The following is a 23,997-nucleotide window of genomic DNA, read 5'->3' on the forward strand; positions in this document are numbered from 1 at the left end:
CGCCGACCGGTCGTCCGTTCTGGAGCGCTATACTCCTCGGCTAAATTTCGAATTCGACTAATTACAAGGACTCGCCCATGAAAGCGTTCGGCAAAATCCTGGGTCTGGTACTTCTCGGGCTGTTGCTGATCATTGTGGCGCTGGGCTTTGCCCTGACCCACCTCTTCGATCCCAACGACTACAAAGACGAGATCCGCCAGATTGCCCGCGACAAGGCCCACATCGAGCTGACGCTCAATGGCGATATCGGCTGGAGCCTGTTCCCGTGGCTGGGCCTGGAATTGCACGATGCCGGTGTTGCGACCCTGGCCAAACCCACCGAGCCGTTCGCTGATTTGCAGATGCTGGGCTTGTCGGTGCGCGTGCTGCCGCTGCTGCGCCGCGAAGTGCAGATGAGCGATGTACGCGTCGAAGGTCTGAATCTGCGCCTGAACCGTGACAAGGACGGCCACGGCAACTGGGAAGACATCGGCAAGGTGCCGGTCGCTGCCAGCCCCGCTGGCACGCCTCCCGCCACGCCTGGCGAACCTGCATCGCAAACCACCGTCCAGGTGGAAAAACCGGCCCAGCCGATTCGCCTGGACATCGACAGCCTGACCGTCAACAACGCCCGCGTTGAATACAACGACGAGAAGACCGGCAAGCAGTTCAGCGCCGAAAGCATCCAGCTGAGCACCGGCCCGGTGCATGATTCCACCAACATCCCGGTCAAACTCACCGCGTTCCTGGGCACCAACCAGCCGGTTCTGCGAGTCCGTACCGAACTGAATGGTGAAGTGCGTTTCGAACGCGCGTTGCAGCGTTACAAACTCGAAGACATGAAGTTGTCCGGTGAAGTCGCCGGCGATCCGCTGCAAGGCAAAACCATGACCTTCGCCGCTCAGGGTCAATTGCTGCTGGACCGCGCCGCCAACGTTGCCGAATGGACCGGCATCAAAATTTCCGCCAACCAACTGCGCGCGCTGGGTGAACTGAAAGTCAACGACCTCGACAAGACGCCACAGATCAGCGGCGGAATTTCCATCGCGCAATTCGATTTGGCGAAATTCGTCGACAGCATCGGCCAGAAACTCCCGGCCATGGCTGAAGGCAGCCTGAGCAAAGTCGAACTGGCCACACGCCTCGCGGGGACGCCGACCAGCGTAGTGCTGGATGACATCAATCTGAAAGTCGACGACAGCACCTTCAGCGGCCGCATCGCCGTCGAAGACTTCGCCAAGCCATCCTTGCGGGCAAATCTCAAGGCCGACACCTTCAACGTCGACCGTTACCTGCCGCCGAAATCGGCCGAAGCCAACAGCGCAACACAAGTGCGTCAGGCCGAAGTCGCCAGCACCGAAGCCGATGCCATGGCCGGCGCCGGCAGTACGCCGTTGCCGCAAGCACCGACCAAAGACGCATGGAGCAACGAGCGCCTGCTGCCGGTGGAGCGCCTGAGCAAACTGGACGTTGACGCCGACCTGACCTTTGGCCAACTGACCCTGGAAAAACTGCCGATTCAAAACGCAACGCTCAAGGCCAACGGCCAGGGCGGACTGCTGACTTTGGCAAACCTGCGCGGCGATCTGTACGCCGGCAATTTCGAAGCCTCCGGCACCCTCGATGTGCGCCAGCCAGTGCCCGCGCTGAACTTGCAGACGAAAATCAGCCGCGTACCGGTAGAAAAAATCCTCGAAAGCCAGGGCAAGAATCCCCCGGTCAAAGGTCTGGTCACGCTCAATAGCAACGTAACCGGCAACGGCAACAGCCAGAAAGCGCTGATCGAAACCCTCAACGGCACCACCAGTTTCGTCATCAACAATGGCGTACTGCTCAACGCCAACCTCGAACAACAGCTGTGCAAAGGCATCGCCACGCTCAACCGCAAAACCCTTAGCGGCGAGCCACGGGGCAAGGACACACCGTTCGAGGAGCTCAAGGGCAACCTGACGTTCCGCAACGGCGTGGCCAGCAACCCGGACCTGAAGGTGCGCATCCCGGGCATGACCGTCAAAGGTGACGGCGATGTCGACCTGCGTGTGCTGGGCATGGACTACCGCGTGGGCATCGTTGTCGAAGGCGATACCAGCGCCATGCCGGACCCGGCTTGCCAGGTTGGCGAGAAGTTTGTCGGCATAGAGTGGCCGCTGCGTTGTCGTGGACCGCTGGAACTGGGTGCCAAGGCATGCCGCCTCGATAACGAACGCATGGGTCAGGTGGCGAGCAAACTGGCGGGCGAGCGCATCAGCGAGAAAATCGACGAGAAGCTGGGCGACAAGGTCAGCCCGGAATTGAAAGATGCACTCAAGGGGCTGTTCAAGCGATGAGAGCCGAGCAGTTTTCAACGGCGGTGCTGGAATGGTTCGACCGCCACGGCCGGCACGATTTGCCCTGGCAGCAGGACATCAACCCGTATCGGGTGTGGGTCTCGGAAATCATGTTGCAGCAAACCCAGGTCAGCACCGTGCTGAATTACTTCGACCGTTTCATGGCTTCGTTGCCGACAGTCGAAGCCCTGGCCGCCGCGCCGGAAGATGAAGTGCTGCACCTGTGGACCGGCCTGGGTTACTACACCCGCGCGCGCAATTTGCAGAAGACAGCGAAGATCGTCGTCGAGCAGTACGGCGGTGAATTTCCCCCTGATGTGGAAAAACTTACCGACTTGCCGGGTATCGGCCTGTCCACCGCCGGGGCCATTGCCAGCATCAGCATGGGCCTGCGCGCGCCGATCCTCGACGGCAACGTCAAACGCGTGCTGGCGCGATTTACCGCGCAAGAGGGTTATCCGGGGGAGCCGAAGGTGGCCAAACAGCTCTGGGCCAACGCTGAGCGCTTTACGCCGCATGATCGGGTCAACGCCTACACCCAGGCGATGATGGATCTGGGCGCCACGCTCTGCACCCGCAGCAAACCGAGCTGCCTGCTCTGCCCGCTGGAAAAGGGCTGCGAAGCGCACATGCTCGGCCTGGAGACACGCTACCCGATTCCCAAACCGCGCAAAGCCGTGCCACAGAAACGCACGCTGATGCCGTTGCTCGCCAACGGTGACGGCGCGATTCTGCTTTACCGTCGCCCTTCCACGGGTCTGTGGGGCGGTTTGTGGAGCTTGCCGGAACTCGACGACCTCGACGACCTGCAACACCTCGCCTCGCAACACTCGCTGGAGCTGGGCGACCAACAGGCACTGCCGAACCTGATTCACACTTTCAGCCATTTTCAGTTGTCCATCGAACCCTGGCTGGTTCAGGTCCAGGAGGCCAGCCATCACGTGGCCGAGGCCGACTGGCTCTGGTATAACCTCGCCACCCCGCCGCGCCTGGGCCTTGCTGCCCCGGTCAAAACCTTGCTCGAACGCGCGGCCGCCGTATTGAACGCAGGAGAGTCGTCATGACCCGCACCATCATGTGCCGCAAGTACAAAGAAGAATTGCCCGCCCTGGAGCGCGCTCCATTCCCGGGCGCCAAAGGTCAGGACATTTTTGACCACGTCTCGGCCAAGGCCTGGGCTGACTGGCAAAAGCACCAGACGCTGCTGATCAACGAAAAACGCCTGAACATGATGAACGCTGAAGATCGCAAATATCTTCAGGGCGAGATGGACAAGTACTTCTCCGGCGAGGATTACGCCAAGGCCGAAGGCTACGTTCCGCCTGCCGAGTAAGCCCGTAAAATCGGGGGTCGGATCGTAAGCGACGGTAATAATTAAATATTTTTTGAAAACTTGCTTGACGACCCCCTGAAAAACCCGTTTAATGCGCCCCGTTGCCCAGATAGCTCAGTCGGTAGAGCAGGGGATTGAAAATCCCCGTGTCGGCGGTTCGATTCCGTCTCTGGGCACCAAATACCGAAAACCCTGAATCGCAAGATTCAGGGTTTTTTTATGCCTGCCGGAAATGGAAGCAGGCTTGGCGACTCGCCGCTCCCTAACTGTCACCATTCCAATGGAAGACCAAATTGCGAGCAGCGCCGCTGCTAACATCCGCAGTGTCACGCCGCTCCTCACCATTGCGTGTCGCGACGACAATGTATTTGCCGGCAGGCAATTTCACATACACCAGTGGACCAGCTTCATTCAGCGTCAGCACGGTCTGACCTTGGGCTTTCTGGATAACTACGCTCACATCAGGAATGTATTCATTCCCTGCCCCGACAGAGAACGTCATGTGCAGGTTATAGCCAGTGGTCTGCTGGATGGCCTTTGACTCATCCTCACCTATACCGCCGGACAGGTAAGTAATCCCGTTCTGCTCCTGCCGTTGAACCTGCACGGCCGAACTGTCGATGGGCTCAAGGCTGGCGGCAGGCAACACAGCTGGAAACATCAGCACGCTGAAGGCGGTGATGGGCAACATCAGTGAATGGAAGAATTTCATGATGGTGACTCCCGGGCTCTTTAGAACCCATTCGTTACCTACGTTTGATTGGCTGCTGAAGGGTTGTGTTTTAGATTGATTCAACCTTGGGTTGAGTACGAAACGTACTACATGAGGCACTCCCAGGATCTGACCCGGTGTCAGCTCCGTCCTGCAAGCGAACCCGGTATTTCTGGCCGATTTCTCAGCGTCGCCCTGCATCTTTGCCCCAAGCCCTTTTGCCATTCTCTTCTGCCTGATCAAACCGATGCGGAAGTCTTCATGAGCGCGCTGAAACCCGGTGACACCCAAGACCCACAAATCAATTCACTGCTTGGCAATCCCGGCGAATTGATCCGCCAGGCACGCCGGAAAGTGTTGCGTGCAGTCGATACCATTCAAGTGCAAACCTGCTGGCAAATCGGTCGGCATATCGTTGAGTTCGAGCAGGAAGGGGCTCGGCGGGCGGGTTACGGGAAACAACTGCTGTCGACTCTGGCAACGGCGCTGACAGCGGAGTTTGGCAAGGGCTTTGATGCCTCCAACCTTCGCTACATGCGCCTTTTCTATCAAGCCTTCCCCATTCGTGACGCACTGCGTCACGAATTGAGCTGGACCCACTACCGCAGACTGTTGAGAGTCGACAACGCAAGCGCTCGCCTCTGGTACATGAACGAGTCAGCCAGCCAGAACTGGTCAAGCCGGGCACTGGAACGCCAGATCAACACGCTCTACTACGAACGCCTGTTGGCTAGCCGCGACCGCTGCGCCGTCAAGCAAGAGGCCGCGGTCAATATTCAGCAAATGAAGGGCAGCCCTCGGGACTTAATTCGTGATCCGGTGGTGGCGGAGTTTCTTGGCTTGCCCCACGCGGGCAGACTTCAGGAAAGTGAGATCGAACAAGCTCTGATCGAGCAGCTCCAGGGCTTCCTGCTCGAACGGGGCAAAGGCTTTGCCTTCATCGCTCGCCAGCAGCGCATCAGCACTGACAGCAAGGACTTCTACATCGATCTGGTGTTCTACAACTACCTGCTCAAGTGCTTCGTCATCTTCGATATCAAACGCGGTGAGCTGACCCATCAGGATGTGGACCAGATGGATATGTACGTGCGCATGTACGACGACCTCAAACGCGGCGTGGAAGACGGCCCCACTGTCGGCATCATTCTCTGCGCACAAAAGGATGAGTCCGTGGTGCGTTACTCGGTGCTGGAGGGCAACGAACAATTGTTTGCCAGCAAATACCAGCTAGTACTGCCCAGCGAAGAAGAGTTGCGTGCGGAGCTGGATCGAGAGCGGGCGGTACTGGAAGAACGGCTCAATCAAAATCAGTGATGGTTCCGGTGGATTGTTCATCTGCAACTCGAAGACTATCGTTGGCAGCTATCCGCAAAGGAACGGCGCCGATGAATTTGCAGGAAACACCACCACTGGCCTCCACTCAAATCGAGTTGCCGTTGACGGCAGATGCCCTTGGCGAATCCTTCAAGGAGCCCGCCGCGGATGGCTTCGCACTCGGTGGTTTCACATGGAGGCACGCGGCCCAGGACTCCACTCGGCCCGTCGTCGTCATCAACGCCGCCACCTCGGTCCGCTGCCGGCATTACTCACGCTTCGCCGATTATCTGTTCGCCAACGGCTTCGATGTCATCACTTATGACTACCGAGGTATCGGCGAATCGCGTCCGGCCTCGATCAAAGGGCTTCGGGCTTCATGGACAGACTGGGGCGCGCTGGACTTCGAGGCCATGCTCAAGCGCGCACAGCGAGAATTCCCCGGTCAGCCTGTCGATGTGGTCGGACACAGCTTTGGCGGCTGTGCAGCGGGACTGGGAGCCTCGGGAGATATGATCCGGCGCTTGGTGACCGTTGGCGCTCAATTCGCTTATTGGCGCGACTATGCGCCCGCCCATCGCTGGCGGATGTTTGGCAAGTGGCATGTGGTAATGCCTTTGGTGACGATGATGTGCGGTTACTTTCCCGGCAAACGCCTCGGCTGGCTGGAAGACACGCCCGCGGGCGTGGTGCGCGATTGGAGCACGCCCACGGCCCGCTACGAAACTCGCCCAAGTGGCCGCGTAATCAACGATCGCCTGCCCTTCGCCAGCGTCACCGCAAAAACCCTCGCGATCAGCATCAGCGACGATCCCTACGGCACAATCCCTGCCATCGAACGCCTGCTCGGCTACTTCACCGGCAGCACAAACACTCACCTGCGCATTGCCCCCGAAGACATCGGAGAACAAGAAGTCGGACATTTCGCCTTTTTTCGCAGCGCATACCAAGCCACACTATGGCCCATTGCATTGTCCTGGCTGCAAACCGGCGAACTGCCCCCCGACACACCCGGGCGGACAGTGCCTCGCAGCTAGCCCTCTGCCCTTTCAACGAATTACGGAATGACGCCCATGGCCTCCGCCAACAAGCAGCAGAAACGCGCCACTCGCGCAAAGGCCAAGGCCAAGCAGAACCGCACCCAACGCGCTGCCGCGCCGGTCGAGCTGGATCCGAATGACGATCGCATTGATTTCGAGTCGGTGGACCTGACCGAATTGTTCAAGAAAATGATCGACGCCGAAAAAATCAGCCAGCAAGCCCTGTGCACGGCTTTCCTCGAAGACCCGCTGCTGGAACTGGTCTACGAGCAGGAAGGCGAAGAAGGCGCGATGGACTTCATCCTCGCTGCGCTGATCGAGTATCGCCAATGGTCCACCGAGACCGACGAAGCCGGCGCCTTGGCGTGGATCGAATCCCCCGCCTTCCAGGCTGACTACGTGGCGGCGTCCGACGCTATCGCCGCGCAAACCCAACAGAAACCGAACTGAGTTCCCATGGCCTCCCTGAACAAGCAGCAGAAACGCGCCAAGCGCGCAAAAGCCAAAGCTAAACAAATCAATATCCACGGCCGCAAACCCGCCGCGCTGGACGATGACCTCGGCCACCTCGCCGAGCCGATCCCGGAATACACCCTGGCGATGTTCAGCAAAATGCGCGATGCGGAAGCCGTAAGCCGCGGCGAGATGCTCTCGGTTTTACTCTCGGATCTCGCCTTTATCATCGTCGACCATCCTGAATTGCTGGACATGGAAAACGCCGACGACGAAGGCATGGCCGCCACCCACCTGGCCGCTGACATGCTGATCGACTACCGCATGTGGGCCGACGGCATGGACCGCGAGACCGCCCAGGCCTGGCTGAGCGAACCGCAGTTCATCGCCGATTTCGGCATTGCACTGGACGCTTATCGAGAGTCGCTGGATGCGCCGGAAGAGAAAGGCGAGTAAATACTCACCGCCAGAAACAAAAACGGCCGCTTGTCATCACTGACAGCGGCCGTTTTGCGTCATGCGGTACGAATCAGTTCAGTACCACCGCACCCGCTTTCTGCACCTTGCGACGTCGAGCAACCAGCAAACCGGAAGCCACCACCAGAGCGCTGAGCAGTCCGGTCGCGAGGATTTCCACGCGGTGGGCGTCCTGGAACAGCATGATGGTCAGGGCTGCGACGATGAACACGATCACCGCGTAGGTCAGGCCCGGGAACAGCCACATGCTGAAGACGATTTTCTCACCGCGAGCCATACGCTGCTTGCGCATGCGCAGTTGCGAGATCGCGATCACCAGGTACACCAGCAGCGCAATGGCGCCGGAGCTGGCCAGCAGGAATTCGAACACCGCGGCCGGGGCGACGTAGTTGGCGAAAGTTGCCAGGAACGCTGCGCCAGTGGACAGCATTACCGCCCAGTATGGCGTGCCACTTTTGTTGGTACGGGTGGAAACGGCTGGTGCATCACCGCGCTTGCCCAGGGAGAACAACATGCGGGACGAGGTGTAGAGCGCCGAGTTCAGGCAGCTGGTCACGGCGACCAGTACCACGATGTCGACGATCATCTTGGCGTTCGGGATGCCCATGCGCTCAAGCACGGTCTGGTAAGAACCGAGGCTGGCCAGGACCGGATCATTCCATGGCACCAGGGCCACGACGATGAAGATCGAGACGAGGTAGAACAAGCCGATCCGCCAGATCACCGAGTTGGTGGCCTTGGAAATTTGCTTGCCTGGGTTCTTCGATTCCGCGGCCGCGATGGTCACGATCTCGGTACCCATGAAGGAAAACATGGTGGTCAGGATGGCACCCAATACTGCGCCCATGCCGTTTGGCAGGAAGCCTTGGGTGTCGAACAGGTGTGATACCCCGCTCACCTGGCTGCCTGGCAGGAAGCCGAAGATGGCCATGACGCCAAGGACAATGAAGCCGATGATCGCCAGAACCTTGATCAGGGCGAACCAGAACTCGAACTCGCCGTAGTTCTTAACGCTGAACAGGTTGGTGACGGTCAGCAGCATGGTGATGACCAGGGCGAAGGCCCAGATGTCCACGCCCGGGAACCAGGCATGCAGGATAGTCGCGGCGGCGTTGGCTTCCAACGGGATGACGAGCACCCAGAACCACCAGTACAGCCAGCCGATGGTGAAGCCGGCCCAGTGACCAATCGCGCGATCGGCGTATGTCGAGAAGGAGCCCGTGTCCGGCGAGGCAACAGCCATTTCACCGAGCATGCGCATCACCAACACCACCAGCATGCCGGCGGCGGCGTAAGCCAGGAGCACGGCCGGGCCTGCTGCAGCAATGGCGTGGCCCGAGCCAACGAACAGGCCGGCACCGATAACCCCGGCGATCGACAGCATGGTGACATGCCGCGGTTTGAGCCCCTGTTCGAGGCCGTTAGAGCTTTGGGTACTGCTCATTGAAACTACCTTTGTAAGGAAAAGCGAATGCGTGCATCCCGCTTGTGTTCGCTCTTGTAAAAAGAAACAAACGGGGCGTTCCGGAATCTGCACGCAATATTTGCGCCAAAATGTTTCAAAACCATCTAACACGGGAATTCCGCCCTGACCGGACAGTCATCGCAAGCCATTGAAATTAATGGCACTTTGCCAGAACGTTACCCAGCGACTCACTTTATTGAACGAAGCAGCGCACCGGAAACACACCTGAAAACGGTACGACGCACGATAAAAGTGCGGATCTGCAACCTTTGGCCCGTTAGCGCTTCCAACCCCCCGCCAAAGCTGGCAACATCGCGCCTTTTTTTACGCGACAGCCCGGAAAACTCTCGTTCAAACGGCTGTTCGGTTGTTGATGGGGCGACAGTCTGCTGTGCCGATGCGACAACCTGCCACACGCCACCCGTTTACTGCCCGTAGCGCTGTTGGCTGCCTTTGAAACGCTATGCTAGCTTGGCCGCCTCGCCAGGAAGGCCACCCAACAGCAGGAGCGAATACACAATGAGGAACGCACATGGCTGAGGCCACGCCCGCGCTTGAAATCCGCAACTTGCACAAACGCTACGGCTCGCTGGAGGTGCTCAAAGGCATCTCGCTGACCGCCCGCGACGGCGATGTGATCTCGATCCTGGGTTCTTCCGGCTCCGGCAAGTCAACATTCCTGCGCTGCATCAACCTGCTGGAGAACCCGCATCAGGGCCAGATTCTGGTGGCCGGCGAAGAGCTCAAGCTCAAAGCCGCGAAGAACGGTGAACTGGTCGCAGCCGACGGCAAGCAGATCAACCGCCTGCGCAGCGAGATTGGTTTTGTGTTTCAAAACTTTAATCTGTGGCCGCACATGAGCGTGCTCGACAACATCATCGAAGCCCCGCGCCGCGTACTCGGCCAGAGCAAGGCCGAGGCTATCGAAGGCGCCGAAGCGTTACTGAACAAGGTCGGCATCTTCGACAAGCGCCACGCCTACCCGGCGCAATTGTCCGGCGGTCAACAACAACGCGCGGCCATCGCCCGCACCCTGGCCATGCGGCCGAATGTCATCCTGTTCGACGAGCCCACCTCCGCGCTTGACCCGGAAATGGTCCAGGAAGTACTTAATGTCATCCGTGCACTGGCCGAAGAAGGCCGCACCATGTTGCTCGTGACCCACGAAATGGGCTTTGCCCGTCAGGTCTCCAGCGAAGTGGTGTTCCTCCACCAGGGCTTGGTAGAAGAGCAAGGATCGCCACAGCAGGTGTTTGAAAACCCGCTTTCGGCGCGCTGCAAACAATTCATGTCCAGCAACCGCTAACGGAGCTACCCGCATGCAGAACTACAAAAAGGTCTTCCTGGCTGCCGCCGTCACCCTGGCGTTCAGTGCCGGTGCCATGGCCGAAACCCTGAAGATGGGCATCGAAGCGGCCTACCCGCCGTTCAACAATAAAGATGCCAGTGGCAATGTCGTTGGCTTCGACAAGGAAATCGGCGACGCCCTGTGCGCCAAGATGAAAGTCGAGTGCACCGTCGTGACCTCCGACTGGGACGGCATCATCCCGGCCCTGAACGCCAAGAAGTTCGACTTCCTGATTTCCTCGATGTCGATCACCGACGAGCGCAAGCAAGCGGTGGACTTCACCGACCCGTACTACTCCAACAAACTGCAATTCATCGCCAAGAAAGACGTCGACTTCAAAACCGACAAGGCTTCCCTGCAAGGAAAAGTGATCGGTGCACAACGTGCGACCCTCGCCGGCACCTGGCTGGAAGACAACATGGAAGGCGTTGAAGTCAAACTCTATGACACCCAGGAAAACGCCTACCTCGATCTGACCTCCGGTCGTCTGGACGGCATCCTGGCCGACAAGTACGTCAACTACGAGTGGCTGAAAAGCGACGCCGGCCGTTCTTACGAATTCAAGGGCGACCCGGTGGAAGAAAGCGACAAGATCGGTATCGCGGTGCGTAAGAACGACCCGATCCGCGCCAAGCTGAACCTGGCGCTGAAAGAAATCGTCGCTGACGGCACCTACAAGAAGATCAACGACAAGTACTTCCCGTTCAGCATCTATTGATACTGACCTGCCGGACCGGCGCCGCCTTCAGACGTCGCCGGTCCCCGGCCTTGCCTGCCGCGATTTGAAAAGAAATCCATGATTATCGACCTCTACGGATTCGGCCCGGCGCTCGCCGCTGGCGCGCTGATGACTGTGAAACTGGCACTCTCGGCCCTGTGCCTGGGGCTGGTGCTCGGTCTGCTTGGCGCCTTGGCCAAGACTTCCCCGTACAAGCCGCTGCAATGGCTTGGCGGCACTTATTCGACTTTGGTTCGCGGTATCCCGGAATTGCTCTGGGTGCTGTTGATCTATTTCGGCACCGTGAATCTGATGCGTGCCCTGGGCGAGCTTTTCGGCAACCCCGACCTTGAACTCAACGCCTTCGCCGCTGGCGTGATTGCGCTGGGCCTGTGCTTTGGCGCCTACGCCACGGAAGTGTTTCGCGGCGCGATCCTCGCCATTCCGAAAGGCCATCGTGAGGCCGGCGTGGCCCTGGGCCTTTCGAAGTGGCGGATCTTCACCAAGTTGATCATGCCGCAGATGTGGCGCATCGCCCTGCCCGGCCTGGGCAACCTGTTCATGATCCTGATGAAGGACACCGCACTGGTGTCGGTGATCGGCCTGGAAGAAATCATGCGTCACGCGCAAATCGGCGTGACCGTGTCCAAGCAACCGTTCACCTTCTATATGGTCGCGGCGTTCATGTACCTGAGCCTGACGATCCTGGCCATGACCGGCATGCACTTCCTGGAAAGACGCGCCGCTCGCGGCTTCGCGAGGAGCACCCAATGAACTGGGAAGTCATCATCAAGTGGCTGCCGAAACTGGCCCAGGGCGCAACCCTGACCCTGGAACTGGTGGCGATCGCCGTGATCGCCGGCCTGCTGCTGGCGATTCCACTGGGCATCGCACGCTCGTCGCGCCTGTGGTGGGTGCGGGCGTTTCCTTACGGCTACATCTTCTTTTTCCGTGGCACGCCGTTACTGGTTCAGCTGTTCCTGGTCTACTACGGCCTGGCGCAGTTCGACGCGATCCGTAACAGTTCGATGTGGCCCTACTTGCGCGATCCGTTCTGGTGCGCCACCGCCACCATGACCCTGCACACCGCGGCCTACATCGCCGAGATCCTGCGCGGTGCGATTCAGGCGATTCCACCGGGCGAGATCGAAGCGGCGCGAGCGCTGGGCATGTCCAAGGCCAAGGCAATGATCTACATCATGCTGCCCCGCGCCGCGCGCATCGGCCTGCCGGCCTACAGCAACGAAGTGATCCTGATGCTCAAGGCCAGCGCCCTGGCCAGCACCGTAACCTTGCTGGAACTGACCGGCATGGCCCGTACCATCATTGCCCGCACTTACCTGCCGGTGGAGATCTTTTTCGCCGCCGGCATGTTCTACCTGGTGATGGCTTATGTGCTGGTGCGCGGCTTCAAGCTGCTGGAGCGCTGGTTGCGCGTCGATGCCTGCCAAGGACGCTGATTCCCACGTACTGACGGGCGAGACCCTACTCGCCCGTTTCACGGCGCTCGATGCTTTTCTGACACAGCATCAGGCGCTGTGGAAACCTCGACCGTTCACTCATCTGCAACTTCCTTGGGAAACCTCCTACCCCGAGTTGGCCACTTGGCTACGCGGGCGCTCGCTGGAAGACGCGGAAAACGCTCACAACCAACCCGCCCTTCTGGATGCGCCGGAGCCTTTTGCTTCGTTGGCTGCGATGTCACTGGAATTGAGCACGATAGGTGAACTGCCCGCGCATGCGCTAGAAGCACCGGGTCATCGCCTGAATGTTGATGTGCCAGGACGCAAGTGGGAGCAAATCGAAGCCTTCGCCAGTCGTTTGTCGTTTGCTTCTGCCCCCACACATTGGCTGGATTGGTGCTCGGGTAAAGGACACTTGGGGCGTCGACTGCTACAAACCGGCCAACAGCTGACATGCCTGGAATATGACCCGGCGCTGGTTGCCAGCGGCCAAGCCCTCAGCCAACGTCACCAGTTGCATGCGCTGCATGTCGAGCAGGATGTGCTCGCGAGTGAAGTGGCCGCCCTGATAAAGGCTGACCACACACCCGTCGCCCTGCATGCCTGCGGGGATTTGCATGTGAGATTGATCCAGCTCGCCAGCGCGGGAGGCTGCAAGCAACTCGCCGTCGCACCGTGTTGCTACAACCGGATCAGTCTGTCCCAGTACTCACCGATTTCCTCGTCCGCACAAAGATCCGGCCTACAACTGTCCCTCGACGATCTCGCGCTGCCAATGAGTGAAACCGTCACCGCCGGCGCTCGCGTCCGACGTCAGCGCGACACCTCCATGGCGCGGCGCCTGGCTTTCGACCTGCTACAACGGCAACTGCGCGGCATTGACGAATACTTGCCAACTCCGTCCCTTTCCAGCACCTGGCTTGATAAACCGTTCACCGAGTACTGCCATCATTTGGCCCGACTAAAAGACTTATCCACAATCGGCTCGCAAGACTGGTCAGCCCTGGAGGCTGCCGGTTGGCAGCGCCTGGCGCAAGTCCGCAACCTGGAGCTGCTGCGCGGGCTTTTCCGACGCCCGCTGGAGCTTTGGCTGGTTCTCGATCGAGCGCTTTTTCTCCTTGAGCAGGGCTACACCGTTCAACTCGGCACCTTCTGCAAAACCCCGCTCACACCGCGCAATTTGCTGATATTGGCGGAACGCGATTAATCCATCACAGCCTGTGGATAACTCTGTTGATGAAAATATCGTGGATCCAATATTTACAGCTGTTTCAGGGGTGAAACGATACTGTTCAGTTTTCGTACACAAAATAAAAAACCCGTAAAACAGTGATTTGCGCACAAATGAGAACGGATCCACAAATCCGTCATATAGACGGCCCGACACAAATCCCGTTGTGCATAAGCATTCGACGAAAAGGACATAACCGCCGTTCTAAAGGGCTGCTTGAGCAGAAAACGAGAATTCTCTGCGACTGATAAACCTGTAAAGGTTTTCCACTAAAAGCGTGGAAAGTAGAGGAGCGATTACCGCGCTAGATCACAAGCGGAGAGCGCTATTAATCCTCGACAAAGGCTTACGCAAAAATAGTCAGAATTCAGGGGTTTACAGAACCAACCCAATCGCTATAATCGTCGCCCTGACACGCCGGTATAGCTCAGATGGTAGAGCAACTGACTTGTAATCAGTAGGTCCCGGGTTCGATTCCTGGTGCCGGCACCATACAAAACAAAGCCCTCGTAGCAATACGAGGGCTTTGTTGTTTCCGGGATTTGAATTTCCTACGCCAACGGTTTCGATCAATCGAACTCCGTCGATGCCGAAAGATGCTCCCAGGCATCGATTTCCGCCTGCAGGTTTGCAATTTTTTGGCGCACCAGCCCCACCGCATCCTTACCCAGTAACAAATGAACCGGCGGCTTCTCTGCAGCCACCAGGGTCAACAATGCCTGCGCAGCTTTGTGGGGATCGCCCGCCTGCTTGCCGCTCTTTTCTTCTCGCGCCTTGCGGACCGGATTGAACACTGCGTCGTAGTCATCCAGCGTGCGACCCGATCGGATCATCGAGCGGCCTGCCCATTCGGTTCGAAACGAGCCCGGGGCCACGGCCGTCACGTGGATGCCCAGACCTTCTACTTCTTTGGCCAGCGCTTCACTGACACCTTCAAGGGCGAATTTGCTGCCGCTGTAGTAAGCGATCCCCGGCAAGGTGATGAAGCCAGCCATGGAAGTGATGTTGACGATATGCCCGCTGCGCCGTTCTCGCATACCAGGCAGAACCGCCTTGATCATTGCCACCGCGCCAAACACATTGACGTCGAACTGACGTTGCATTTCAGTCAGCGGCGACTCTTCGAGAATGCCTTCATGACCGTAACCGGCGTTGTTCACCAGCACGTCTATCCGGCCTACCTCACGAAGGATATCGGCCACCAAGGGTTCAATCGCCGCAAAGTCTGTGACGTCGAGTACTAACGCTTTGGCGCGATGTGCGTGCAGGGCTTCGAACGCAGCCCGCTCGGCTTCGCGCCGCACCGTCCCCACCACCGTGTGCCCCGCCGCCAGCGCTGCTTGTGAAAAAGCCAGGCCGAAGCCCGAGCTGACCCCGGTGATCAGGAAAACCTTGTGAACGTGGGCGTTCATGGTGCGCTCTCCAAATAAAAACGCCGTCGATATCGATCGACGGCGTTGTGGACAGGTGAGGTCTTAGTGACCTGCGCTCTGACCACCATCCACGTGCAGGATTTCGCCGGTGACAAACTTGGCGTTGTCCAGGTACACGACCGCCTGAGCAATGTCTTCGATCTCGCCCATGTGCCCGACCGGGTGCAGTGCGCCGAGTGCGGCGTGGGTTTCTTGGCCGTGCATCGGGGTTTTGATGATGCCCGGGGAAACCGCGTTCACCCGAATACCGCGTTTGGCGTATTCGATGGCCAGGGATTTAGTTGCTGCGTTCAAGCCACCTTTGGTCAGCGAGGCCAGTACCGATGGCACGCCGTCGATGGCGTGGTCTACCAGGCTGGTGGTGATGTTGACCACGTGACCGCTGCCCTGTTTTTCCATTTCGGCGATAGCCAGTTGGGTGATGTAGAAGAAGCCGTTGACGTTCACCGACAACACGTTCGCGTAGTCTTCTGCGGTGTACGCGGTGAACGGCTTGGCGATGAAGATCCCGGCGTTGTTGATCAGGGTGTCGACGCGGCCGAAACGGGCGATCGCTTCACGAATCACGCGCTGTGCCGTCACTGGTTCGCCGATGTCGCCAGCCACGGTGAGGATGTCCGGATCGGTCGATGGCTTGATCGAACGCGAGGTCGCGACGATCTGGTAACCGAGTTCACGGAAGGCCTTGACCATGCCGTCGCCGAGACCTTGGGATGCGCCAGTGATGACAACGACTTTTTTCGAATTGCTCATGATGAACCTCTACTAATTAAATGATGGTTTGAAAAAGCAACTAATCAGGCCTGCGCCATTTGTCTCAACATCTGTTCGTAGTACTCGACCGACTGCGATCCGGACACCAGGTGGCGGCCATTGAGCACCATGGCCGGCACCGAATTGATGCCGTGCTGCCGGTAAAACTCCTCAAGCTCACGCACCTCGTCGGCAAACTCGCCAGACGCCAACACCTGGCGTGCACGCTTCTCGTCCAACCCTGCTTCTACGGCCAAGCGCACCAGCGTCGGCTGATCACTCGGGTTCTGGCCTTCGCTGAAGTAAGCGCGCAGCAGGATCTTTTTCAGCGCCACCTGACGCCCTTCCTCTAGCGCCCAAAGCAACAACCGGTGAGCGTCGAAGGTGTTGTAGAAGTGGGTGCGCTTCTCCAGGTCGAACTTGAAGCCGATGGCATTGCCGCGTTCGATCTGCATCGCTTTGCCATTGGCGACGTCCTGGGCGGTACGTCCGTATTTGCGCATCAAGTGCTCGACCGCTTTTTCGCCTTCGGCCGGCATGTTCGGGTTGAGTTCGAAAGGCTTGTAGGTCAGCTCGACCGACACCTCACCCGCCACGTTCTCGATCGCCTGCTCCAGCGCCGTCGCTCCCAGTGCGCACCACGGACACACCACGTCGGAGACGAAATCGACGGTGACCGACGGCGTCATGACTGCCCCTCTTCCGCCAGTTGCTTGCGGTACTGAGTGGTGGTGATCCCGGCGTAACCCCAGTTATCGGTGTCGACTTCTTCGATGACGATATGGGTCAGGTCCGGACGCTTGTTGAGGACGCGTTCCAGTGTTCCAGTGATTTCCGCGATCACCTGAGCTTTCTGCTCAGTGGTAACGCCATCGCGGGTGATGCGTACGCTTACGAAAGGCATGAGGGAAACTCCAGTGACCTTCCCGTCGGGATGATGGGAGAGGCGTTGGAGCTCAATGTATGGAGTTAGCTGGAGGGGATAAAGGTGGGAACGGGAACATCATTAGTTACGCGGTGTAATGGGTTGCGGTGCCGATGATCGGCTGAAAACGCCTGCACCCATCCTGGATCATTGGCGCCAGAACGACCACCCATAAAAGATGGCACCTTGACATCAGCCATCGCATTCACTTAAAACGTCGGCTCATTTGACTTTATCGAGACAGGGATGTCGGCCAGACCACCACTATTTTCTCGATGGCAGTACGTGCTTGGAGCCCTTGTCGTCGCCCTCGCTGTGCTTGACCCTTTCGGGCTTTCAAGTTCGAGCAACAATGCCTCGGCGCAATGGCTGAATCGGGTATTTGCCAGCAGCTACAAAGACACCGGGCAACAGCAAATCGCGGTCATTCTGATCGACGACGCGTACCTGATGCGCAACAACACACACTGGCCAATGCCATACGGCGAGCAAAGCAAGCTGTTCAAACGCTTGCTGGCGTACAAGCCGAAGGCCGTATTCGTGGATTTCCTGTATAGCCACGATCACTCCGTGGGCGACCCGGCTCAGGGTAGCCAGTTACTGGCCAACGTCTTCGAACGCTACCGCCATCAGGGCATTCCATTGTTGTTGGCCAATACGGGCCAGGAACGCGGCGAAGAGGGACAGGCCAACACGCTGGCCAATCTGGCCAGGGTCAGCAGTCCGGCATTGGTCGTGTGGAGCGGGTTGGGCGATAAGTACCCGCTGGCGTTCGAAACGCCGCTGGGTCCCATGGAAACACCGGCGCTCTCAATGTATCGCCAGTATTGCCAGGCCAATTCCTGCGTTGATCTTCCAAGCGATATGCAAGCCGCCATTGAGGCGCCCCCCATGGCCATTCAGTGGGGAGTCAATCTCGCCCCACAACAGATGCGCATCGCCGATATCGCTCACTGCTCCGCACCCAAAGGCTTCTTCGTCGATATGGCGAAAGAGTTTTTCCAGGCGATTTTCTGGAAGCTCGCCGGGCCCGATCAATCGCGCTGCCTCTATAACTTCACACTTTCGGCCAGCGACCTGGAGGCCAGTACACCCGAGGACCGAGCCCTGCTCGCCGAACTGCTGCGTGATCGCCTGGTACTGGTCGGCGCCAACATCACCTCCACCGGCGATCTGGTCCATTCGCCCGTGCACGGCAAAATCCCCGGCATTTACCTGCATGCCATGGCGCTGGATAACCTCATCACATTGGGCATGAACTATAACCGTGAGCCGGCCAACCTGCCGAGATCCGATGTCAATTGGCTCGACCTGGTGGAGATTGCGCTGCTTGGGCTGATCGCGCTGCTGAAAGCGTTACATGAGCGACAGAGTCCAGCGTCGGGAATCATCGGAATGAACGTCGGAAGAAGCGGTTTTTTCAGCTCGTCGCTCCTGTCCTTCGCACTGGTCGTTAGCGTGCTCCTGCTACTGAGCTACGGGCTTCACAAGTTCCACTACACACCCGTCAATGTGCTCGCTGTCCTGATGATTTCGCTGGCGATATTCAGCGAAAAAATCCAGGAATTTTTTGCCCGCAAGAACTGATTGCCCACGCATTCTCATCAAATAAAAAAGGAATCAAGGATGACCAGAACAGCCCTGTTTTTACTTGCCGCCGTATTCAGCCAGGCAGTTTTGGCCGCCGCGCCCACTGTTGAAGCATTTCTCGCCGATCCGATCGCGTTGCTCGACGAACAAGGAAAACTCGAACGCGAGCTGCCGTTGAAGGACGCACCGAAAAATCCGCTCCCGGTGCTGCAATACAACGAGTCGCTGGAGCTGGTGCAGGTTGAACTGGCGGGCCGAAAAGTCTGGCTGGACACCATGGACTTGCGCTTGAACCCCAGCAAAATGGTGAAACTGCCGTGCCAGAAAATGCCGGCAAGCAAGATTGCCGACAGCCAGAACAACTCGACCATCGGTTTTGGTGCGGGCTGCAAACAATAAGGGGTCGGTCATGAAAAGGTCTGTCCTTGCGCTGTCGATCCTCGCCGGTTCGTTGCTCAGCGGCTGTAGCACCCTCAATGGCGCCAATGATGCGGTGATGAACCTGGTAGGTCCTTCGACTCAATCCAGAGTCGCCGGTAAGTACGTCGAAAACGCAGACGTTCGTCAGCACTACAAACTCGACGTGCAGCAACAGAGCAAACAGCGCTTGAGCTATGACGGCCACGCCATTCCCGCCCATGAGACCCGCCAGAACAATCTGGTGGATATCCCGATGCTGCAGAACTACTTGCAGGGCATCGTCACCAGGTTGTCCAAGGGCTGGCCCGGCGAGATGCCTGCGTTGCAGGTACGGATCACCGACAGCTACAGCTTCGGGCCGTCGGCGGATTCGGTAGGTAATGTGTTCGTTCCGCTGGGCATGCTGGATAACGTCGAAAGCGAAGACGAAATCGCGGCCATGCTGGGGCACGAAATGAGCCATGTGCTGCTGCGCCACCACGATCGCGTGGCGGCCTTCAAGGAGCAGAAAGAACTGATGACCAACATCGCCACGACGGTGGTGTTCGCCGCGATGGCCTCCAACACCGGCGTGGACCGCAGTTCCGGAACGATGAAGTTGATCAGCAAGGATCCCCTCGGTACGCAAAAGACCATTGGCAATACGGTTTTATACACCGCACTGGCCAACAGCTTTTCGGACAACATCTGGAGCACGGCCTGGGGTCGTAGCCAGGAAGATCAGGCGGATCTGTTGGGCACCGACTTGATGATCCGTGCCGGATATGCGCCTCGTGCCGCCAGTTACAGCCTGCAACGCCTGAACGATTTCCAGGGCAAACAAAAGCCGCTGCTCGGCAGCTTTCTCAGTGAACGCAAGACCGCGATGCAGCAATCACTTGAGCACTTCAATCTCAATAGTTTCACCAAAGAACTGGATGTACTGATCAATCAGGGACTGACCACCAGCATCACCGCGACAAGTGAGTACTTCAATCGCTCGCACATGTCACCGATGGACCGCGATGAGGAGCTTCGACAGTACCTTCAACGCGAGTACCGCCAGGAGCGCCGAGCCCGGGTCGATACACGCAGCTGGCCGAAGGTCCGCGATGCCGCGCCCGTCGTTGCCGCCACGCAGGCTTACAAGGACGCTTACGCGGCGACCGCCGCACTGGAGCAAGGCAAGCTGAGTGAGGCCGACGCACTTAACCAGCGTGCGCTGTCCTCGCCGGTAAAAGACCAGCCCGGCATTCGTCGAACCGCATTTGCCGTGCATATTGCGCAAGGCAAGAGCGCCGAAGCACTGAAAGATCTTGAGTCAATCAAGGATTGGTCACTGGCCGGCCCGTCCATCTATGACCTGATGATCGGTTACCACCTCAAGCGCGGTGATGCTCAATCGGCACTGGCCATGATCGACAAGGCAGAGCGGAACCTGGGTTCGGAAGAATTGTTCATTACCGAAAAGCTGCTGGCCAACCAGCAACTCAAAAACGCTGCACAGGTGCAGGCGGTTCTCAGTAAGTGCGAGCAGTACCCCACCCGCAAGGAAAGCTGCAAAAAACTGGCTCCGGTAAAAGCCTGAAGCCACAGTCACTGCAAAACCTTAAGCAAAAAGAAGCCCCGAACCAGTCGGGGCTTCTTTTTTCCAGCCTTGAGTCAGGCCTCGATACTGCAATCGATCATCAGAAAATATTGATCGGGTAATCCACAAACACACGCACTTCGTTACCGCTGACGTTGTACTCGCTCGACTTCTGCGACACGCGCAGGATCGAGCTGCGCAGTTTCACGCTCAGGTCTTTGGCCGGGCCGCTTTGTACGACGTACTTGAACTGGTTGAAGATTTCGCGCTCGGTGCCGCCTTCGCTGGTGGAGGTGGTGATGTTGTCACCGCGCACGTAAGCGAAGTTGTAGCTCAGGCCCGGAACACCGAAGGTGCTGAAGTCCAGGCCGTAGCCCAGCTGCCAGCTGCGTTCGTCTTCAGCGTTGAAGTCGGACCAGTAGGAGTTGGCCAGGTAGATGGTGTTGCCACCGTCACCGACGCGGTTTTGATCTTTCTGGTAGCCGCCGTAGGCGTAGCCCAGGTTGCTGTCGCCGGTGCTGCGCTGGTGAGCGAGGGTGAACGAGTGCGGGCCGGTGGCGAAGGTCGCTGCCAGGCTCCAGATCTTGTTGTCGTCACCGGTGACGATGCTTTCGCCGGGGATGGTGTTTTCGCGGACGTACGCACTATCCAGTTTGGTGCGGTAGCCGTTGAAGTCCAGGGTCAGGGACTGATCCTTGTCGATCGGGAAAACGTAGTTGGCGTTCACGTACTGCTTCTTCAACACGTCTTCAACGTCGGACGCATACAGCGCAGCCTTGAATTGTTCGGTGAACTGATAGCTACCGCCCAACACGTTGATCGACTTCAAGCCACCACTATCACGGCCTTCAGCGCTTTTACGCGATTCGGCGGTGAAGCGACCGGCGTCCAGTTGCAGGCCCTTGATCTCCTTGGAGGTGATCAGGGTGCCGGTGTAGCTTTCCGGCAGCAGACGCCCGTTGTCGTAGCTCAGCACCGGCAGGGCCGGCATCTGGTCACCGTAGGTCAGCGTCGTGCTGGACAGGCGGAATTTGACGGCTGCGCCGCCTTTGGCCAAGTCATCAGCCGGCTCGCCGCTGGCACCTTTCTTGAAGAAATCGATACCTTGTGCGCCGCTACGGTCTTCATTGCGCTCCAGATTGAGTGCGTACAGACCGAAGGCATCCACACCCACACCAACGGTGCCTTGGGTGAAGCCGGAGGAGAACGTACCGATGGCGGCTTGGCCCCACTCGGATTTATCCGGGTTGCCATCTTTGTAGTCGCGGTTCATGTAGGCGTTGCGCAGTAGCACTTTGAGGCTGCTGTCTTCAACAAATCCCTTGGATTCGGCCTGGTCGTTAGCCATGGCCTGTGTAGCGCTCAAAATCCCCAGAGCGATCAGACTGATTCGCTTGTTCAACATGTTGTTTTCCTTATTACGGGTTGAAACGCGCTGTGTCGAACGGCTGAAACGGCACTATTGCGCTCTTTTTTCATTCCGCAAACAAAAAGGCCCGCCCACGATCACTCGCGGCGGGCCTTTTTATTATTTTAGGGTCATGGCGGTCAGCCACAGGCGTTGGCCGAATCGTAGCCGCGCCCTTATTGATGTGTCAATTTCGTGAATCGTCTGTTACCAGGCAAAAATCGTCTAAGAAATGCCTTTACTTGGCAGAAAAACTCAATCGGCGCGCGGCATGAAGAGTTTGAATCCACACAATCTCCTGTAGGCGCTGGCTTGCCAGCGATAGCGGTTTTTCATCCGACATCAACGTTGGATGGGATGGCCTCATCGCTGGCAAGCCAGCTCCTACAGGTGGGGTGTCCGCGTCTTCGCCCATAAAAAAAGCGCTGCCATCCTGGCAGCGCTTTTCTTTTATCAATCCGTTGTTTTTTCTTCTTATCCTTCCATCACATCCCACAACGCATCCAGTTCCGCTTCGCTGAATAAACCAGCGGGGTAGCGCTCGATCATCGTCCGGCGCGGATCACATTCTGCGATCTGACGCGTTCCATTGGACTTGAACCAGTGCGCCAGGATCTGGAGCGATTCACCATTGACTGCCAGGGGATGCAACGTCCGCTCGCTCACCACATTCACTTCGGCGTTCATTTCAGCGCTCTCTCCTGGTTTGTGAGCGGCCTAACTTATCCAAGGTTTATGACAGAACAACTAAGTTCTCCCCCTCCCTGCATTGCACCATCGCAGATACAAGAGCTATGCCAAGGTCTGCGAACTGTCGACAAGCGGATACAAAAAAACCCGCAGTCCTGAAGGGCTGCGGGCTTGCCAGGAGGCAGTGCGCGAAAACGTTTGCCTGAATGATTTCGCCGCTAACTCAAGCTGTTACAACTGCACTCACTCTTTGTGCGGCGCTGGCTGTTGTTGGGTAAGGCAGTGAATGTTGCCGCCTCCCAGTAACAGTTCACGGCCAGGCACCATGACCACTTCGTGCTGCGGAAACAGGGTCTGCAAAATCTCTTTTGCCGGACCATCCAGCGGGTCGTCGAAACTCGGGGCGATGATGCCGCCGTTGACGATCAGGAAGTTCACGTAGGAACCCGCCAAACGCACGGACGGATTACGTTCCTGAGTGCCATCCACCGGGTCGACACCGGCGCATTCTTCCTCGGTCGCATACAGCGGCCCTGGAATCGGCATCTTGTGCACCGTAAATGGGCGACCTTTGGCATCGGTGCTGCTTTGCAGCACTTTCATTGCAGCCTGGCAGCGTGGGTAGTTTGGATCCTGCGGGTCATCGGTCCAGGCCAACAGCACTTCACCCGGACGCACGTAGCAGCAGAAGTTATCCACATGACCGTCGGTTTCGTCGTTGTACAAACCGTCCGGCAACCAGATGATTTTATCCACAGCCAGGTTGGCGCTGAGCACCGCTTCGATTTCCGCGCGGTTCAGGTGCGGGTTGCGATTGCGGTTGAGCAGACACTCTTCGGTGGTGATCAGCGTGCCTTCGCCATCCACGTGGATAGAACCGCCTTCAAGCACGAAGCCTTCAGTGCGATAGCGTTGGCTGCGCTCGATCTCAAGGATCTTGCCGCCCACCTGCGAGTCGCGGTTCCAAGGCGAATACAGTCCGCCATCAAAGCCGCCCCAGGAGTTGAAATCCCAGTTCACGCCGCGGACTTCGCCGCTGTTATTAATGACGAATGTCGGGCCGGTATCGCGGACCCAGGCGTCGTCGCTGGACATTTCTACGACGCGGATATTCGGCACGTCCAAACGGGCACGGGCGTTTTCGTATTGGCCGGCGGAGACTGCCACCGTGACCGGTTCAAAACGGGCGATGGCTTTGGCCACCGCGACGTGCGCGGCTTGCGCCGGTTTGCCGCCCAGGCGCCAGTTGTCCGGGCGCTCGGGCCAGATCATCCAGGTCTGGGTTTGGGGTGCCCACTCGGCCGGCATGTAGAAGCCGTCTGCGCGAGGGGTGCTGCTCAAAGTGGTCATG

24 protein-coding genes and 2 tRNA genes are annotated in these 23,997 nt (G+C 58.2%); 17 read left to right on the forward strand and 9 right to left on the reverse strand.

All coding sequences use genetic code 11. From position 1 onward, the window contains the following. Positions 1-77: 77 nt before the first annotated feature. The 4 genes from KGB21_RS02700 to KGB21_RS02715 all read left to right on the forward strand — a co-directional run bounded on the left by KGB21_RS02700 (position 78) and on the right by KGB21_RS02715 (position 3,818). Positions 78-2,306, forward strand: a complete 2,229-nt coding sequence (locus tag KGB21_RS02700; protein ID WP_223503444.1) for an AsmA family protein — start codon at positions 78-80, stop codon at positions 2,304-2,306. Beyond that, the gene (gene mutY, locus KGB21_RS02705) at positions 2,303-3,370 is read left to right on the forward strand and encodes an A/G-specific adenine glycosylase (RefSeq protein ID WP_223503446.1); all 1,068 of its coding nucleotides are present in this window, start codon (positions 2,303-2,305) and stop codon (positions 3,368-3,370) included. Before KGB21_RS02700 ends, mutY begins: the two co-directional genes overlap by 4 nt. Beyond that, on the forward strand, positions 3,367-3,639 hold the full coding sequence (locus KGB21_RS02710) for an oxidative damage protection protein (protein WP_003220737.1): 273 nt from the start codon (positions 3,367-3,369) through the stop codon (positions 3,637-3,639). The genes mutY and KGB21_RS02710 overlap by 4 nt, the downstream gene beginning before the upstream one ends. A 103-nt stretch (positions 3,640-3,742) precedes the next feature. After that, positions 3,743-3,818 (forward strand) — tRNA-Phe (locus KGB21_RS02715). Between the two features lie 83 nt (positions 3,819-3,901). Here KGB21_RS02715 and KGB21_RS02720 read toward each other — a convergent pair. Next, entirely contained in the window at positions 3,902-4,351 is a 450-nt protein-coding gene (locus KGB21_RS02720; RefSeq protein ID WP_034148655.1) for a hypothetical protein, read from the reverse strand. Between the two features lie 261 nt (positions 4,352-4,612). On the opposite strand from KGB21_RS02720, the gene KGB21_RS02725 reads away from it, so the two are divergent. From KGB21_RS02725 to KGB21_RS02740, 4 genes are all read left to right on the forward strand, one after another. After that, the gene (locus tag KGB21_RS02725; protein WP_223503448.1) at positions 4,613-5,665 is read left to right on the forward strand and encodes a YhcG family protein; all 1,053 of its coding nucleotides are present in this window, start codon (positions 4,613-4,615) and stop codon (positions 5,663-5,665) included. A gap of 71 nt (positions 5,666-5,736) precedes the next feature. Beyond that, a complete protein-coding gene (locus tag KGB21_RS02730) occupies positions 5,737-6,702 on the forward strand; it encodes an alpha/beta fold hydrolase (RefSeq protein ID WP_223503450.1) in 966 nt (321 codons plus the stop codon). 36 nt (positions 6,703-6,738) lie between these two features. Next, entirely contained in the window at positions 6,739-7,155 is a 417-nt protein-coding gene (locus KGB21_RS02735; protein WP_034148654.1) for a hypothetical protein, read from the forward strand. Positions 7,156-7,161: 6 nt separating this feature from the next. Continuing rightward, positions 7,162-7,614 (forward strand): hypothetical protein, encoded by a 453-nt coding sequence (locus tag KGB21_RS02740; RefSeq protein WP_034148518.1) that lies wholly within the window; start codon positions 7,162-7,164, stop codon positions 7,612-7,614. A 73-nt stretch (positions 7,615-7,687) separates the two neighbouring features. Here KGB21_RS02740 and gabP read toward each other — a convergent pair whose 3' ends face one another. Further along, on the reverse strand, positions 7,688-9,079 hold the full coding sequence (gene gabP / locus KGB21_RS02745; RefSeq protein WP_034148517.1) for a GABA permease: 1,392 nt from the start codon (positions 9,077-9,079) through the stop codon (positions 7,688-7,690). A gap of 553 nt (positions 9,080-9,632) precedes the next feature. Here gabP and KGB21_RS02750 point away from each other — a divergent pair. The 6 genes from KGB21_RS02750 to KGB21_RS02775 all read left to right on the forward strand — a co-directional run bounded on the left by KGB21_RS02750 (position 9,633) and on the right by KGB21_RS02775 (position 14,352). Continuing rightward, a complete protein-coding gene (locus KGB21_RS02750) occupies positions 9,633-10,406 on the forward strand; it encodes an ABC transporter ATP-binding protein (RefSeq protein WP_223503452.1) in 774 nt (257 codons plus the stop codon). A 13-nt stretch (positions 10,407-10,419) separates the two neighbouring features. After that, positions 10,420-11,166 (forward strand): ABC transporter substrate-binding protein, encoded by a 747-nt coding sequence (locus tag KGB21_RS02755; RefSeq protein WP_223503453.1) that lies wholly within the window; start codon positions 10,420-10,422, stop codon positions 11,164-11,166. Between the two features lie 78 nt (positions 11,167-11,244). Next, complete coding sequence (locus KGB21_RS02760) at positions 11,245-11,940, forward strand: ABC transporter permease (protein ID WP_223503454.1); 696 nt, start codon at positions 11,245-11,247, stop codon at positions 11,938-11,940. Beyond that, positions 11,937-12,626, forward strand: coding sequence for an ABC transporter permease (locus KGB21_RS02765; RefSeq protein ID WP_034148513.1), 690 nt, complete (start codon positions 11,937-11,939; stop codon positions 12,624-12,626). The genes KGB21_RS02760 and KGB21_RS02765 overlap by 4 nt, the downstream gene beginning before the upstream one ends. Continuing rightward, the gene (locus KGB21_RS02770) at positions 12,607-13,836 is read left to right on the forward strand and encodes a methyltransferase (RefSeq protein WP_223503456.1); all 1,230 of its coding nucleotides are present in this window, start codon (positions 12,607-12,609) and stop codon (positions 13,834-13,836) included. Before KGB21_RS02765 ends, KGB21_RS02770 begins: the two co-directional genes overlap by 20 nt. Before the next feature lie 440 nt (positions 13,837-14,276). Beyond that, positions 14,277-14,352: transfer RNA gene (locus KGB21_RS02775), tRNA-Thr, on the forward strand. Positions 14,353-14,429: 77 nt separating this feature from the next. Here the strand turns inward: KGB21_RS02775 and KGB21_RS02780 are convergent. The 4 genes from KGB21_RS02780 to KGB21_RS02795 form a co-directional block, all read right to left on the reverse strand. Continuing rightward, entirely contained in the window at positions 14,430-15,272 is an 843-nt protein-coding gene (locus KGB21_RS02780) for an oxidoreductase (RefSeq protein ID WP_034148511.1), read from the reverse strand. A 63-nt stretch (positions 15,273-15,335) separates the two neighbouring features. Beyond that, entirely contained in the window at positions 15,336-16,046 is a 711-nt protein-coding gene (locus KGB21_RS02785; protein WP_223503458.1) for an SDR family NAD(P)-dependent oxidoreductase, read from the reverse strand. A 44-nt stretch (positions 16,047-16,090) separates the two neighbouring features. After that, entirely contained in the window at positions 16,091-16,735 is a 645-nt protein-coding gene (locus tag KGB21_RS02790) for a DsbA family oxidoreductase (RefSeq protein ID WP_034148509.1), read from the reverse strand. Next, positions 16,732-16,950, reverse strand: coding sequence for a tautomerase family protein (locus KGB21_RS02795; protein ID WP_034148508.1), 219 nt, complete (start codon positions 16,948-16,950; stop codon positions 16,732-16,734). Before KGB21_RS02795 ends, KGB21_RS02790 begins: the two co-directional genes overlap by 4 nt. Before the next feature lie 267 nt (positions 16,951-17,217). On the opposite strand from KGB21_RS02795, the gene KGB21_RS02800 reads away from it, so the two are divergent. From KGB21_RS02800 to KGB21_RS02810, 3 genes are read left to right on the forward strand one after another with little or no spacing between them, the layout of a single operon-like run. Then, entirely contained in the window at positions 17,218-18,558 is a 1,341-nt protein-coding gene (locus tag KGB21_RS02800; protein WP_034148507.1) for a CHASE2 domain-containing protein, read from the forward strand. Positions 18,559-18,597: 39 nt separating this feature from the next. Then, positions 18,598-18,960 carry a hypothetical protein gene (locus KGB21_RS02805; RefSeq protein WP_034148506.1) on the forward strand — a complete coding sequence of 121 codons (363 nt, stop codon included), beginning with the start codon at positions 18,598-18,600 and terminating at the stop codon, positions 18,958-18,960. A gap of 10 nt (positions 18,961-18,970) precedes the next feature. Next, the gene (locus KGB21_RS02810) at positions 18,971-20,548 is read left to right on the forward strand and encodes a M48 family metallopeptidase (RefSeq protein ID WP_223503460.1); all 1,578 of its coding nucleotides are present in this window, start codon (positions 18,971-18,973) and stop codon (positions 20,546-20,548) included. 100 nt (positions 20,549-20,648) lie between these two features. On the opposite strand, the gene KGB21_RS02815 is transcribed toward KGB21_RS02810, so the two are convergent. The 3 genes from KGB21_RS02815 to aguA all read right to left on the reverse strand — a co-directional run bounded on the left by KGB21_RS02815 (position 20,649) and on the right by aguA (position 23,996). After that, the gene (locus tag KGB21_RS02815; RefSeq protein WP_034148504.1) at positions 20,649-21,953 is read right to left on the reverse strand and encodes an OprD family porin; all 1,305 of its coding nucleotides are present in this window, start codon (positions 21,951-21,953) and stop codon (positions 20,649-20,651) included. Between the two features lie 477 nt (positions 21,954-22,430). Further along, positions 22,431-22,643, reverse strand: a complete 213-nt coding sequence (locus KGB21_RS02820; RefSeq protein ID WP_034148503.1) for a hypothetical protein — start codon at positions 22,641-22,643, stop codon at positions 22,431-22,433. Between the two features lie 246 nt (positions 22,644-22,889). Further along, positions 22,890-23,996 carry an agmatine deiminase gene (aguA, locus tag KGB21_RS02825; protein WP_034148502.1) on the reverse strand — a complete coding sequence of 369 codons (1,107 nt, stop codon included), beginning with the start codon at positions 23,994-23,996 and terminating at the stop codon, positions 22,890-22,892. Position 23,997: the final 1 nt, after the last annotated feature.

The organism is Pseudomonas sp. GL-RE-29 (genome assembly GCF_019947275.1).
In the GTDB taxonomy this organism is placed as follows: domain Bacteria; phylum Pseudomonadota; class Gammaproteobacteria; order Pseudomonadales; family Pseudomonadaceae; genus Aquipseudomonas; species Aquipseudomonas fluorescens_A.